The following is a 14429-nucleotide window of genomic DNA, read 5'->3' as shown; positions in this document are numbered from 1 at the left end:
ACCGTGACCGTCATGGACATCAAGGTGAGCAGCCTCGCCGAGCGGCCCGACCGGCTCGGGGCGGTGCTCGGCATGGCCGACACCTGGCCGGAGTTCGTCACCCACGACCTGGTGGGCAACGCCCACTACGGCCGCATCCCCACCGAACTGCCGGAGTACACCCTGTTCGCCGAGGACGCGGACGGCCAGGTCGTCGCCCACGCCTACAGCGTGCCCTTCGCCCTCGGCCTGGACGGCCGGCACACCCTGCCGGCCCGGGGCTGGGACCAGGTCCTGGTGTGGGCCTTCGCCGACCTGCGCCACGGCACCCGCCCGGACACCGTCAGCGCCATCGCGGTCACCATCGCCCCGCACGCCCAGGGCCGGGGCCTGTCGTCCGTCATGCTCTCGGCGATGCGCGACAACGCCCGCGTCCGCGGCTTCCGTGAGGTCGTCGCCCCCGTCCGCCCCAACGCCAAGCACCGCGAACCGCGCACCCCGATCGCCGAGTACGCCCACCGGGTCCGCCCCGACGGGCTGCCCGCGGACCCCTGGCTGCGCGTGCACGCCCGGGCCGGCGCCACCATCGACTCCATCGCCCCGGCCTCCATGACCGTGACCGGCTCGCTGGAGGAGTGGCGCCGCTGGACCGGGCTGCCCTTCGACACGGCGGGCGACGTCGAGGTGCCCGGCGCACTGGTCCCGGTCCGCTGCGAACCGGAACACGGGTACGCCGTCTACACCGAGCCCAACGTGTGGATGCGCCACCCGCTGTGACCCCCCTCCGGGCCCCGCCCACCGGCACCGGCCACCGGCCCCGGCCGTTCCGGCGCGTCGGCTCCTACAGCGCGTCCAGGTCGACGATCTCGCCGGTGGGCTTCCGCGCGGGCACCGGCTTGCCGTAGTCGGCGAACGACAGGTGCTCGGGCTCCTTCCCGCCGGACACGCTGTCGACCCGCAGCAGGTACGGCTTGCCCTCGGTCGCCACGTACGCCGTGTAGCGCTCCTTGCCGTCCTTCTCGTGCAGGGTGATCGCGGGCGTGCCGTCGACCTGCGTCGTCTTCCCGCGGGTGGTGCCCGCCGTGCCGCCGCCGCTGATGTCGCCGAGGACCGAGTCCAGGTCGCAGAAGCTCGCGATGTCCTTGGCGTCCTGGCCCTTCACGGCCATCTTGGTCCACTTCCCGGCCAGCATGTCCACGGCCGCCTGCGTGTCCTCCTTGGACTCGCCCTCGCTCTGGGCGCGCAGGAACGCCTCGTCGTACTTCATGTAGACGGTGCTGCCCGTCTTGATCAGGTCGGCCTTGCCCTGCCCGCTCATGCGCATCGTGCCGGCGCACCGGCCCTCGTGGTCGATCGCCATGTCGATGTCGATGACGCCCTTGCTCTCGTCGTCGCTGACCCGGCCCTTCAGCCGCACGGACGAGGCGCCCGTGGTGGCCTTCAGCGCGCGGTCGGCGATCTGACCGCCGCTCAGCCCGGCGAACGGGCCCTTCGGCTTGCTGTCCGCCGAGTCCTGCCCCGGCTGGCAGCCGGTGGTGAGTCCCGCCGTGGCCGCGGCGGCGAGACAGAGGGCGGCGAGTGCGGTACGACGCATGACGGTTTCCTCGCTGAGAGAAGTAGGTGGTGAGTAGCGGGTGGTGAGAAGCGGATGGTGAGAAGTGGGGGGTGGTGAGACGCGGGTGGGCGGACGGGTCAGGCCTTCTTCCAGGTGCCGCAGTCGTTCGTCTTGAAGTAGGCGTCCGACGGGCTGATGGTGACGACGGCCGTACCGGTGACGTTGTTGTTCGCGATGATCGAGTCCAGCCCGTGGTCGGCGTCCTTCGTACGCTCCCAGTAGCAGGAGTCGTCGCCGTTGCCGGTGGACCGGTAGGTGCCCGGCGCGATGTCCGTACCGACCTTGAACATGCCCCCGTCGCCGTCCATCGAGGAGGCGGGCGTGCCCTTCGCCCTAGGGTCCACGGCCTCCCAGTCCTCGCAGCCGCTGGACTTGAACAGCTTGTCGGTGGCCTTGACGGTCACGTAACTGGTCCCGCTGACGTTGTCGTTGGCGAGCAGGGAGTCCAGTTCGCCGGAGGCGTCCTTGGCACGCTCCCAGTAGCACATGCCGTCGTCGTTGCCGGTCGTGCGGTACGTCCCCGGCTTCACGTCGGTGCCGACCCGGTACTCGCCGTCGCCCCCGAAGGCGGCCTTCTTCTTCTCGGGCTTCGCGCCGGACTTGCCGGCTCCCCCAGAGCCCTTCCCGGCACCGGACCTGTGCTCGGCCGACGCCGAGGACCCCTTGTGCCCGCCGCCGGAACCACCGTCCTTGCCGTCGCTGCCGGCGTTGGCGGACACGGCACCGATGACGACGATCCCCACGACGGCACCGAGCGCGACCTTGGCCTTCATCCCCATGGCGAACCCCTCCCCAGACGTTGCGACCTCCCCCTCCGGTGGTCGCTCGTTCGCTGGGTCAATAAGACCAGAGCCTGTGAACCGAGTCAACACGGTTCACAGGTCAATTGGAGTACACGTCGTGAACCGGTATCCCTTGTGTACGTCGGTATGCTCGGTGCTCACACGGGACGAGGGGAGCGGGGCCGGTGCAGGACAACGCGACAGAGGTGACCGCCGCTGGTATCGCGCGGCTGGCCGGGGTGGGCCGCGCCGCCGTCAGCAACTGGCGCCGTCGGCACGCCGACTTCCCGAAACCGGTGGGCGGCACCGAGACCAGCCCGTCCTTCGCGCTCGCCGAGGTCGAGGCGTGGCTGCGCAAGCAGGGGAAACTCGCCGAGGTGCCGTTGCGCGAACGCGTATGGCAGCAACTCGCCGGGCACCCGGAAGGACCGCTGCCGGCCCTGGTGCGGACCGGGTGTGTGCTGCTGCTGATCCACGAGCGGCCCACCGTCTGGCTCGACGCGAGCGCGGGTTCCGACGCACGGCTGGCCGCGATCCTGTCCGGGGCGCTGGACCAGGTGCTGATCCCGCGTCTCGGGGGACCTGTGGGACCGGTGGGACGCCCGGCACGGGGCGCGGCTGGGGCAGGAGCCGGGGCAGGTGCGGGCGGTGCCGGGGGCGTGAACGCCGGTGGCGGCGCCCTGGGTGTGAACGCCAGTCGTGACGCCGACGGTGTGAACACGGGCGGTGACGCCGACGGCGTGAACGCCGGCGCCGAGGCCGACCGTGTGAACTCGGGTCTCCGGCCCCCGGCCGTGAACGCCTCGCCGACGCCATCTCCTGTGAACGCTTCACAGACGCCTCAGCCCGTGGACGCCCAGTCCGTCACGCGCCCCGCGCGGGCCGTTCACACCGCCCCAGCCGCCCCAGCCGCCCCAGCCGCCCCAGCAGCCACAGAAACCCCCACCGCCTCAACGGCCCCGGCGGCTCCAGCCGCCTCGGCCCTCCGCACCCCCACCGGCCCCCAACTCCTCCTCTCCGCCCCCCTCCTGCGGGGTGCCGCCGAACTAGCCGCCGAGATGGGGGCCCGGCAGGCGTTCGAGTTCCTGCTGGGCCGGCACCTGGACGCCAACCCCCGGCAGTACACGCTCACCCCGGCCGAACTCGCCGGTCTCATGGCCGACCTCGCCGGCCCGGCCCGCACCGTCCTCGACCCGGCCTGCGGCACCGGCGCCCTGCTGCGCGCCGTGGCCGGCCGGCCCGGCCAGGAGCTGTACGCCCAGGACAGCGCCCCGGAACTGGCCGCGATCAGCGCGCTGCGGCTCGCGCTGCACAGCCGGGCCACCGTGCGCGCCGCCGCCGGTGACACCCTGCGCGCCGACGCGCACCCCGGACTGCGCGCCGACGTCGTCCTGTGCCATCCGCCGTTCAACGAGCGCAACTGGGGCCACGACGAACTCGCCTACGACCCCCGCTGGGAGTACGGCTTCCCGGCCCGCACCGAGTCCGAACTGGCCTGGGTGCAGCACGCGCTGGCCCGGCTGACCGACGGCGGCACCGCCGTGCTGCTCATGCCGCCGGCCGCCGCGTCCCGCCGTTCCGGGCGCCGGATCCGCGCCGATCTGCTGCGCCGGGGCGCGCTGCGGGCCGTGGTCGCGCTGCCGGTCGGGGCGGCACCGCCGTACAACATCCCGCTGCACCTGTGGGTGCTGCGCCGGCCCGACCGGGCGCCGGCGACGCCGGAGGTGCTGCTCGTGGACACCGGGAGGTTCGCCGGGGAGGGGCGGGGCGGTCCGGACTGGGAAGCGGTGCGGGAGGCCGTGACGGACGCCTGGGGTGCCTTCACGCGCGCGGGGCGGCTCGCGGAGCGGCCGGGGCTCGCCCGTTCGGTGCCGGTCATCGACCTCCTGGACGACGACGTGGACCTGGCCCCCGCCCGCCATCTGCCGCCGGCCGCGGTGGCCGACGGCGCGGAGCAGCTCACCCGGGTGCGGGAGCGCCTGGGCGCCACCCTGCGCCTGACCACCGACCTCACCCCGCCCCCGGCCGACCCGGCGCCGGCCGCCCGCTGGCCGCTGACCACGGTCGGTGAACTCGCGCGCGGGGGCGCGCTGGTGCTGCGCACCGGCGGGAACGGCGGCCACGCGCGCGTGCCGGTGCTCACCGACCATGACGTGCTCGCCGGGACGGCGCCTTCGGGGACGCTCCCGGAGAGCGAGGAGGAGGCCGTACTGACCGAGCCGGGGGACGTCGTCGTACCGGTGGTCGGCGGCGGATCGGTGGCGCGCGTGGTCGACGAGGCGACCGGGGGCGCGGTCCTGGGGCGCAACCTCGTGCTGCTGCGCCCGGACCGGTCGGCCCTCGACCCGTGGTTCCTCGCCGGGTTCCTGCGGGGCACGGCCAACAACCGGCAGGCCAGCAGCTACGCCTCCACGGCGACCCGGCTGGACGTGCGCCGGCTCCAGCTGCCCCGGCTCCCGCTGGAGGAACAGCGGCGCTACGGCGACCGGTTCCGCGCGCTGGACGAGTTCGAGCGGGCGCTCAGGCAGGCGAGCCGGCTCGGGGAACAGCTGGTGCGCGGGATGTACGACGGCCTGACGGACGGCACGGTCGCGCCCGGCTGAACCCGGTCACGGAACGCGGCCCGGCCGAACCCCGTGGAGCGACCGGACCACGTGAAGTGATCAGTGCGACAACGGTTCGGTACAACCCGGGACCCGTTGTCCGTGTCGGCCTATACGCTCGGACTCCGACCGGGACACCGTCCCCGTCGGTGTCCGTCCCATCGGTCCCACTCGGTCCAGGAGCAGTCATGTACGGCCACGGCGCGGTGCCGCCTCCCCGCAGCGCGGGACAGGTCATATCCCTGCGCGTGATGTTCGCGGCGGCCGGGGCCCTCACCTGCGGACTGCTGTCGTGCCTGCCGTTGTTCCGGCTGGCCTTCGTGCGGGGCCGCTGGTACGACTGGCTGTCGGCCTGGCTGAGCCTGCCGCTGGCCATCACCGGGTTCGTGGTGGTCGGTGAACTGCCGGAGCAGGACTGGCGCAGCGACGTCGCCCTGGGCCTGCTCATCCTCCTCGGCGTGGCGTCCGCCGCGTACTACCTGGTCGTGGACATCCGGCTGCACCAGCGGCAGCGGTTCGCCGGGTTCCCCCCTGCGCACGCCACCACCCACGCCCCGCCCGCGCCCGGACCCTACGGCTTCGGGCACGCGGCGCCGCCGTACACCGCGCCCGTGCCGGCCCCGCAGCACCCCGTACCGCCCGCGCACCACACGCCGGTGCCCCAGCCGCACACCCCGGCACCCGGGCCGCCGCACACCGGGGCCGTGCCCCCGGCCCCCGCGCCGCCCCGGCGCCCCGCGCCCGCCCGCATCGACCAGGTACGCGCCGAGCTGGACGAACTCAGCGACTACCTGCGCCGGCACGACGGACACGAGGGCCACGGCGAGGGCGGACGGTGACCGTGACGACGGGACGCATGGTCGCCGGCCGGTACGAACTGTCCACGCTCATAGGGCAGGGCGGCATGGGCCAGGTCTGGACGGCGTACGACCGCCGGCTCGACCGGCGTGTGGCGGTGAAGCTGCTGCGCCCGGACAAGGTGGCGGGCCAGGAGGCGGACGAGCTGCGCCGCCGCTTCGTGCGCGAGTGCCGGGTGACCGCGCAGGTGGACCACCCCGGCCTGGTGACGGTGCACGACGCGGGCAGCGAGGGCGATGAGCTGTTCCTCGTCATGCAGTACGTCGACGGCGCCGACCTCTCCGACCACCTCGCCGAGCACGACCCGTACCCGTGGCAGTGGACGGTCGCGGTGGCCGCGCAGCTGTGCGCCGTGCTGAGCGCCGTGCACGCCGTGCCGATCGTGCACCGCGACCTCAAGCCGCGCAACGTGATGGTGAAGCAGGACGGCACGGTCACCGTCCTCGACCTGGGCGTCGCCTCGGTGATGGACACCGACACCACGCGCCTGACGCACACCGGCTCCCCGATCGGCTCGCCCGCCTACATGGCGCCCGAGCAGGCGATGGGCGGCGCGGTCGGCCCGTACACCGACCTGTACGCGCTCGGCGTGCTGATGCACGAACTGCTCAGCGGCGAGGTGCCGTTCGCGGGCTCCACCGCCCTGGGCGTGCTGCACCGGCACCTGTACGAGCCGCCGCTGCCCGTGCGCCGGATCCGCCCCGAGGTCCCCGAGGCGCTCGAGAGGCTGGTGCTGCGGCTGCTCGCCAAGGACCCGCAGCACCGGCCGGCGTCCGCGCAGGAGGTGTACGAGGCCCTGGCGCTGCTCCTGCCCGCGCGCGGGACGCCCACCGGAGCGCCCCTGGACCCCACGCGCCCGTTCCTGCGCCCGCACGCCCCCTGGCCGGACCGCGCACGGACCCCCGCGCCCCAGCCCGCGCCCCTCGCACCGGCGCCGCCGGTGGCCGAGAAGCCCGATGTCGCCGCCGCCGTGGACGATGTCAAGCGGCTGCTGGGCGAGGGCCGCATCACACAGGCCGTCGACATCCTGGGCGCGATCCTGCCGGCCGCCGCCGAGCAGCACGGCGAGCACTCACCGGTCGTGCGCACCCTGCGCAAGCAGTACGCGGCCACGCTCATGGACGACGGCCAGTACCGGCGCGCGCTGCCCGAACTGCGCCGGCTCGCCGACGAACGCGCCGCCGAGGCCGGCCAGGCCGACCCGCAGTCGCTGCGCTACCGCTACGAGGCCGCGCAGTGCCTGGAGCAACTGGGCGAACCGGCGGCGGCGCTCGCCGAGTACCGCGCGCTGCTGCCGTACTACGAGAACCAGTACGTCTCCGGTGACCCGCAGCTCGCCCACGAGGTGCGCCGCCGCATCGGCCATCTGCTGCTCGCCCTCGGCGACCGGCCGGCCGCCCACGACACCCTCGCGCGGCTCGTCCTGGACGTCGAGCGGCTGCACGGCCCCGGCCATCCGCTGGCCGCCGAGATCCGGCGGACCCTGCAGTGGCTGGGGCAGGTACGCGGGTAGCCGCGCGGAGACGTCGCCGTGTTCTGAGAAGATCTTGGGCACACGAAGGGCTTGCGTTTCCCGGCGTCAGAGCCGGCGCCCGATACGTTTCGCTTCGTTTTCGCCAGGCACGCACGCGCGTCGACGCGCCGTGCGACGAGCAGGGGTGGGGTTCATGGCCGGTCATCGGCAGTCGAAGAAGCGCAGGTACCTCACCTGGGCGGTGGCCGGCGCGGCCGTCGTCACGGGGGCCGGGATCGCCGCCCAGACCTCCATGGCCGCCACCACCTGGCCGGCCCAGAAGACCTTCACGGGCCGGGCGTTCGACACCTGCACCGCCCCCTCGCTGTCGGCCATGAAGGCCTGGCACACCGGCTTCTACGGCGCCGCCGCCGTCTACGTGGGCGGCAAGAACCGCGGCTGCGCCCAGCCCAACCTCACCGCCTCCTGGGTGAAGTCGGTCAACTCCCTCGGCTGGAAGCTCATCCCGATCTACGTCGGCGCCCAGCCGCCCTGCCAGACCGGCTCCAGCCCCGAGAAGCTGTCCGCCGCGACCGCGGCGTCCCTCGGCGTGACCGACGCCAAGGACGCGGTCGCCAAGGCGTCGGCGCTCGGCATGAAGGCGGGCAGCCCCGTGTACCTCGACATGGAGCCGTACGACGTCCAGAACAAGACGTGCAACGACGCCGTGCTCACGTACGTCCGCTCGTTCATGAAGACGCTGCGGTCCAAGACCTACCGCGGCGGCTACTACGGCTTCACCAGCTCCAGCGCCAAGGCCGTCGCCACCGCCAAGGACAGGACGGACCTGCCGGGCAACCTCTGGTACGCGCTGTGGGACAAGCAGAACACGACCACCGCGGACTGGCCGTGGGGCGCGACCCAGTACACGAGCCACAGCCGCGGCCACCAGTACATGGTGAACAGCAAGGAGGCGCACGGCGGGGTCACGCTGACCGTCGACCGGGACGCCTGGGACGCGCCCGTGGCCATCGTCGGCTGACCCGGCCGGCCTGACGGCCCCTCGGGGAGCGGCGCGGCGGTGCCCGAAGCGCGCGTGAATCGTTGGTCGAATGGGTTGGCCGCAGCCTGCCCACTGCCTACCATCGATCACCGCAAGACTTTGTGCACCGCCGCACAATCTCCCTGGGAGGTCCCCTTGCACCGCCGCCGCACCGCGCTCGTCCTCACCGCCGTGACCGCCGCCGCGGCACCCCTGCTGACCGCCTGCGGAAGCGACGCGCACCCGGGTGCCGCGGCCGTAGTCGGCGGGCAGCGGATCACCGTCGCCCAGCTGGAGGGCCGGGTCAACGAGGTCCGCCGGGCGCAGCGCGCCGCGGTGCCGGACGAGGCGCAGTACCAGCAGGTCGTCTCCTCCACCAGCAGCCTGACCCGCGACACCCTGCACAACATGGTGCTCGACCGGGTGCTGCACCGCGCCGCGCGGGACGCGGGCATCGGCGTCACCCGCAAGGAGATCCAGCAGATGCGCGGTGATCTGGAGCGACAGGCCGGCGGCGGCAAGGGCCTGGAGACGGCCTGGTTGCAGAAGTACGGCATCGCCCCGGCCCGCCTCGACGACAACCTGCGCCTGCAGCTGGAGGCGCAGAAGCTGGCCGCGCGGCTCGGCACCGACACCAGTCAGCCCGCCTTCTGGAAGGCCCTGTCCAAGGCGTCGGAGGAGCTCCACGTCGACCTCAACCCGCGCTACGGCTCCTGGGACGTGCAGAAGAGCAGCCGCGTGGACGCCGGGACGCCGTGGGTACGGGAGGTCACGACGGCGGGCGGGGAGCCGGTGACGGCGTAGGCGGGCCGCCGACCGGCGCGGCGACGCGTCCGGTCATACGGTCACATGATCGCGGGGGGCCTGTGGACAACCCGATCCGCTCCCTCGCCCGGTGGGTTACGTTCGGATCGTGAACGAAACCAGCCCCGAGGCCCGTGGGGGAGCCGCCCCCGGCCGCATCGTCCTGCTCACCACCAGCCACCGCGTCGCCCCCGGTCTGCTGTCCTGGCCCGCCTGGCAGGCCCTGCGGACCGCCGACGCCGTGCTGTGCGCGGACGGCGCCCATCCGCAGCTGCCGTACCTGCGCGAGGCCGGGATAACCGTGGCGGAGGCGTCCCCCACCGCCCAGGAGCTGGTCGACGCGTGTGCCGGCGGCCGGACGGTGGTGGTCGTGGCCACGGGGGAGGGAGAGCCCGCCCTCACCGACGGCCTCGCCCGGCTGGCGAGCTCCGGCCGGATCGCCATGCCGGAGCTGGAGCTGCTCCCCGCCTCCTACGACCTGCCGGGCGCCCGCCTGCTGGACCTCGTGCAGGTCATGGACCGCATCCGCGCCGAGTGCCCGTGGTCCTCCCGGCAGACCCACGAGGGCCTGGCGAAGTACGGCATCGAGGAGGCCTACGAACTGGTCGAGGCGATCGAGGCCGGCGACCGCGCGGAACTGCGCGAGGAGCTGGGCGACGTCCTCCTCCAGGTCGTCTTCCACTCCCGCATCGCCGAGGAGGACCCGGACGCGCCGTTCTCCGTCGACGACGTGGCCGGCGGCATCGTCGCCAAGCTCGTCCACCGGCACCCGCACGTCTTCGGCGACGAGCAGGCCGAGACCCCGGAGGACGTCAAGGAGCACTGGCTGCGCACCAAGGCCGAGGAGAAGCGGCGCGAGTCGGTCACGGACGGCGTCCCGCTCGGCCAGCCCGGCCTGGCCCTCGCCGCCAAGCTCGCCTCCCGCACCCGCACGGCCGGCCTCGACGTCCCGCTGCCGCAGGGGGACGGCATCGGCTACGAGCTGCTGGCGCTGGCCGCCCGCGCCGAGGCGGCGGGCACCGACCCGGAGGCGGCACTGCGCGCGGCGGCCCGGGCCTACCGGGACGCGATACGAGCCGCCGAGGGCCTGCCGGCCTAACGGCGGCGCCGCGCTGTCCCGGAGACCGGCCTGCCCGGCACCCGGGACAGCACGGCTCCGGGGGCGGCGGCCGGTGTGCCGGGGCTGGTCATGGGCTGCCGAGCGCCTGCCGGCCTGGCACCGGCGCCGCGCTGTCCCGGAGGCCGGCCTGCCCGCCCAGCACCGGCGCCGTGCTGTCCCCGGGGCCCGCCCGTCCGGTACAGCCGGCACTCCGGCCCCCAGCCCGCCCCGACCCACCAGGCCCCCACCCCGTCCGACACCCCCAGCGAGCCGGATACGGTCGAGGGGTGACCGACCAGCCCTGTCCCGCCGAGCCGTCCTCCCGACCCGCCGAGCCGTCCTCCCACCCGGGCGGGCCGGCCCCCGCCCTGTTCAGCTGGGAGTTCGCCACCGACCCCTATCCCGCCTACGCCTGGCTGCGCGAGCACGCACCCGTGCACCGGACGCGGTTGCCGAGCGGGGTCGAGGCCTGGCTGGTCACCCGGTACGCCGATGCCCGGCAGGCCCTGGCCGACCAGCGGCTCAGCAAGAACCCGGCGCATCACGACGAGCCCGCGCACGCCAAGGGCAAGACCGGTATCCCCGGCGAGCGCAAGGCCGAGCTGATGACGCATCTGCTGAACATCGACCCGCCGGACCACACCCGGCTGCGCCGGCTGGTCAGCAAGGCCTTCACGCCCCGCCGGGTCGCCGAGTTCGCGCCCCGGGTGCAGGAGCTGACCGACCACCTCATCGACCGGTTCGCGCGGAGCGGCTCCGCCGACCTCATCCACGAGTTCGCCTTCCCGCTGCCCATCTACGCCATCTGCGACCTGCTCGGCGTCCCGCGTGAGGACCAGGACGACTTCCGGGACTGGGCGGGCATGATGATCCGGCACGGCGGAGGCCCCCGGGGAGGCGTCGCCCGGTCGGTGAAGAAGATGCGCGGCTACCTCGCCGAGCTCATCCACAAGAAGCGCGAGGCGCTGCCCGCCGAGCCCCAGCCCGGCGAGGACCTGATCTCGGGCCTCATCCGCGCCTCCGACCACGGCGAGCACCTCACCGAGAACGAGGCCGCCGCCATGGCCTTCATCCTCCTGTTCGCCGGCTTCGAGACGACGGTCAACCTCATCGGCAACGGCACCTACGCCCTGCTCACCCACCCCGGGCAGCGCCGATGGCTGCAGGAGTCCCTGGCGCGCGGAGAGACGGACCTGCTGGCGACCGGCGTGGAGGAGCTGCTGCGCTACGACGGCCCGGTGGAGCTGGCCACCTGGCGCTTCGCCACCGAGCCGCTCACCATCGGCGGACAGCGGATCGCGCCGGGCGACCCGGTGCTCGTGGTCCTCGCCGCCGCCGACCGGGACCCGGAGCGGTTCGCCGACCCGGACGTGCTGGACCTCGCCCGCCGCGACAACCAGCACCTCGGGTACGGCCACGGCATCCACTACTGCCTCGGTGCGCCGCTCGCCCGCCTGGAGGGCCAGACCGCGCTCGCCACCCTGCTCACCCGCCTGCCCGACCTGCGGCTGGCCGCGGACCCGGCCGAGCTGCGCTGGCGCGGCGGGCTCATCATGCGCGGCCTGCGCACCCTGCCGGTGGAGTTCACGCCCGCCTCCTGAGCGCTCCGCGCCTTTCAAGCGCTCCGCGCCTTCTGGGCGCGCCGTCCGACCCGGTCCGGCAGGACTGCGCACAGCCTCTTCAAGGCAACATGACAGACGTTCAACTATGTGATCTTCACGTGATCTGTGCGGCATGAACTTGTGACAAGTGATCGTCTGCCGATACGTTCACCCATCAGCGCGGCGACCGGCTCCTTCCGCCGCGCCGGTCCTGCTGTCGCTCGAAAGGCTTCTGCATGCTCTCCGGGAACGGCCGACACCGTCGCCCCCGCCAGGCCCCGGCTCTCCTCGTCGCGGCCGGAGTGACCGGCTCCGCCATCGCCATCCCGCTGCTCGGCGCGGCGAGTGCCAACGCGGCCGACGGCACCACGTGGGACAAGGTGGCCGAGTGCGAGAGCGGCGGCTCCTGGAGCGCGGACACCGGCAACGGGTACTACGGCGGCCTGCAGATCTCGCAGGACGACTGGAACGCCTACGGCGGCGGCCAGTACGCGGCCAGCCCCGACCAGGCGAGCCGCAACCAGCAGATCGCCGTCGCCGAGAAGATCCTCGCCGACAAGGGCACCACGCCCTGGGCCACCTGCGCCCTGCTGTCCGGTCTCACCGAGGACGCGGGTTCGACGCACGTCGACACGGGCGTCGGCGGCTCGGGCGGTTCGGGTAAAGCGGGCGGTTCGGGTAAAACGTCCGGATCGGCGGGCAACTCGGGTACATCCGGTTCCTCCGACAGCTCCGACAGCTCAGACTCGTCCGGTCTGCCGGATTCGTCACCCTCCGCCGACGCGGACTCCGGCGCCAACTCCGGCTCCGGGGCCGGTTCCTCCTCGGAGGAGACCGCCACCACGCCGAGCGTCAAGCCGGACAAGGGTGCCGATGCGGCCACCGGTTCGCCGGGGACCAACACTCCCAAGTCCGACAAGTCCACCGCGCCGGACACCGGAAGCCCGCAGGGAACCGGCAGCACGCCTACCGTCACCCCGGACGCCGGCGTGGCGAACGACCCGCAGCAGGCGGCCGGTTCCTGGAGCCTGGTAGACACCGGGTCCCTCGGCGGCGGACGCCACCGGGGTGCGAGCGCGGACGAGAGCGGCGCGGACGAAAGCGTGACAAACGGTCAGAACGCCGCATCCGCCGGTCGGCACGCCTCCCGCGGGGCGGACACGTACACCGTCCGTCAGGGTGACACCCTCGCCTCCATCGCCGACTCCCTTGACGTCGACGGCGGATGGCACGCGCTGTACGACGGCAACAAGAAGGCCATCGGGTCCGACCCGAATCACATCAGTGCCGGTCAGACCCTGGAAGTCGGGGGCGAATCGGGCGGGAAGTAGGGGGAGTTGACGTCCCGCTTAGCGCCCTAATGTCCGATTTGGCGAAAGTGTGGGATGAGTCTCAGAAGCCCTGATCGTCTTTGAAATTCCGCGGATCGCGTGTCTACGGTCGTGATCGCTCGTCACCACGAGCCCCGGCAGCCGCAACGCCGAATCCTGCCAGCGGTCGCCCGGGAACAGTCGTCGCGTCAAGCGCCGTAGGCAGGAGCGGGGGACCCAAGGTAGGTGCCGGGCCCGGCAGTTGATGCCGGAACCGGCTCGGGGTGAAGCCGCCTCCGCGTGAGCGGAGCGCGGCCGGGCAACTCAACCGGCCCGAACCCGACAGCTCACCTCGCAGGCGTCGGTGAGGGGATCGATCCATGCTGTTTTCCAGCAAGGGCAAGCACCGTCGTCCGTCCAAGGCCGTCCGCGCCGTCGCGCTCGCCGGTGTCACCGGTGCCGCCGTCGCCGCTCCGCTGATGGCGGCCGGCAACGCCTCCGCCGCCACCGCCTCCCAGTGGGACGCGGTCGCCCAGTGCGAGTCCGGCGGCAACTGGTCCATCAACACCGGCAACGGCTACTACGGCGGTCTGCAGTTCTCCGCCTCCACCTGGGCCGCGTACGGCGGCACGCAGTACGCCGGCACCGCCGACAAGGCGAGCAAGGCGCAGCAGATCGCCGTCGCCGAGAAGGTCCTCGCCGCTCAGGGCAAGGGCGCCTGGCCGGTCTGCGGCACGGGCCTGTCCGGCACCCCGTACAACGGCTCCGCCCCGAGCACCTCCACCCCGAGCACCTCCACCGGTTCGAACACCTCCACCGGTTCGAGCACCTCGACCGGCTCGGGCGGCTCCACCTCCACCCGCTCCACCGGCGAGCAGGCCGCCTCCCGCTCCGCCGAGCGTCCGGCCGCGAGCGCGAGCAAGGGCCAGAGCAAGACCGTCACCACCCCGACCGGCAAGAAGGTCAAGAAGGGCGACGGCGAGTACAAGGTCGTCACCGGTGACACCCTCAGCTCCATCGCCGCCAAGCAGCACGTGCGGGGCGGCTGGCAGAAGCTGTTCGAGCTGAACAAGGACATCGTCGAGGACGCCAACCTGATCTACCCGGGTCAGCAGCTGCACCTGAAGTAAGACCCCGTCCCCGGCCCGGGGCCCGCGCCTTCGCGCGGGCCGCGCCGAAGGCCCCTGGTGGGCCGTACCCCCGTCCCCACGGGCTCCCCGCCCCGGTGCGTGTTCCCCCGTACGCACCGGGGCGGGGCTTTTTGCGTCCGCGGCACCGGAACC

Annotated in this window: 12 protein-coding genes and 1 riboswitch; of the genes, 10 read left to right on the top strand and 2 right to left on the bottom strand. The window is 73.3% G+C overall.

The window, feature by feature from the left end; genetic code table 11:
• The first annotated feature begins 12 nt into the window (after window positions 1-12).
• Window positions 13-756, top strand: a complete 744-nt coding sequence (locus LG395_RS07370; RefSeq protein ID WP_225808849.1) for a GNAT family N-acetyltransferase — start codon at window positions 13-15, stop codon at window positions 754-756.
• Between the two features lie 64 nt (window positions 757-820).
• On the opposite strand, the gene LG395_RS07365 is transcribed toward LG395_RS07370, so the two are convergent.
• Together LG395_RS07365 and LG395_RS07360 are read right to left on the bottom strand one after the other, a co-directional pair.
• Window positions 821-1573 (bottom strand): hypothetical protein, encoded by a 753-nt coding sequence (locus tag LG395_RS07365; RefSeq protein WP_225808848.1) that lies wholly within the window; start codon window positions 1571-1573, stop codon window positions 821-823.
• A 98-nt stretch (window positions 1574-1671) separates the two neighbouring features.
• Window positions 1672-2373 (bottom strand): Rv1352/Rv1906c domain-containing protein, encoded by a 702-nt coding sequence (locus tag LG395_RS07360; RefSeq protein WP_225808847.1) that lies wholly within the window; start codon window positions 2371-2373, stop codon window positions 1672-1674.
• Between the two features lie 188 nt (window positions 2374-2561).
• Here LG395_RS07360 and LG395_RS07355 point away from each other — a divergent pair, with 188 nt between their 5' ends.
• The 9 genes from LG395_RS07355 (at window position 2562) to LG395_RS07315 (ending at window position 14276) form a co-directional block, all read left to right on the top strand.
• A complete protein-coding gene (locus tag LG395_RS07355) occupies window positions 2562-4979 on the top strand; it encodes an N-6 DNA methylase (RefSeq protein WP_225808846.1) in 2418 nt (805 codons plus the stop codon).
• Between the two features lie 188 nt (window positions 4980-5167).
• Entirely contained in the window at window positions 5168-5818 is a 651-nt protein-coding gene (locus LG395_RS07350; RefSeq protein WP_171155544.1) for a hypothetical protein, read from the top strand.
• Window positions 5819-5835: 17 nt separating this feature from the next.
• Window positions 5836-7350, top strand: coding sequence for a serine/threonine-protein kinase (locus LG395_RS07345; protein ID WP_171159964.1), 1515 nt, complete (start codon window positions 5836-5838; stop codon window positions 7348-7350).
• Between the two features lie 154 nt (window positions 7351-7504).
• Window positions 7505-8332, top strand: coding sequence for a glycoside hydrolase domain-containing protein (locus LG395_RS07340; protein WP_171155545.1), 828 nt, complete (start codon window positions 7505-7507; stop codon window positions 8330-8332).
• Window positions 8333-8488: 156 nt separating this feature from the next.
• Window positions 8489-9136: a SurA N-terminal domain-containing protein gene (locus tag LG395_RS07335; protein WP_225808845.1), complete on the top strand. Its 648-nt coding sequence runs from the start codon at window positions 8489-8491 to the stop codon at window positions 9134-9136.
• A gap of 109 nt (window positions 9137-9245) precedes the next feature.
• Window positions 9246-10235: a nucleoside triphosphate pyrophosphohydrolase gene (locus LG395_RS07330; protein WP_225808844.1), complete on the top strand. Its 990-nt coding sequence runs from the start codon at window positions 9246-9248 to the stop codon at window positions 10233-10235.
• A gap of 287 nt (window positions 10236-10522) precedes the next feature.
• Window positions 10523-11836, top strand: coding sequence for a cytochrome P450 family protein (locus LG395_RS07325; RefSeq protein ID WP_225808843.1), 1314 nt, complete (start codon window positions 10523-10525; stop codon window positions 11834-11836).
• Between the two features lie 236 nt (window positions 11837-12072).
• Window positions 12073-13167 carry a LysM peptidoglycan-binding domain-containing protein gene (locus LG395_RS07320; RefSeq protein WP_225808842.1) on the top strand — a complete coding sequence of 365 codons (1095 nt, stop codon included), beginning with the start codon at window positions 12073-12075 and terminating at the stop codon, window positions 13165-13167.
• A 183-nt stretch (window positions 13168-13350) separates the two neighbouring features.
• A riboswitch (cyclic di-AMP (ydaO/yuaA leader) is annotated at window positions 13351-13522 on the top strand.
• Between the two features lie 4 nt (window positions 13523-13526).
• Window positions 13527-14276: a LysM peptidoglycan-binding domain-containing protein gene (locus tag LG395_RS07315; protein ID WP_225808841.1), complete on the top strand. Its 750-nt coding sequence runs from the start codon at window positions 13527-13529 to the stop codon at window positions 14274-14276.
• Window positions 14277-14429: the final 153 nt, after the last annotated feature.

It is taken from the genome of Streptomyces spinosus, assembly GCF_020400655.1.
Classification (GTDB): domain Bacteria; phylum Actinomycetota; class Actinomycetes; order Streptomycetales; family Streptomycetaceae; genus Streptomyces; species Streptomyces argyrophylli.
This window is presented reverse-complemented; position numbering and strand designations above follow the sequence as displayed.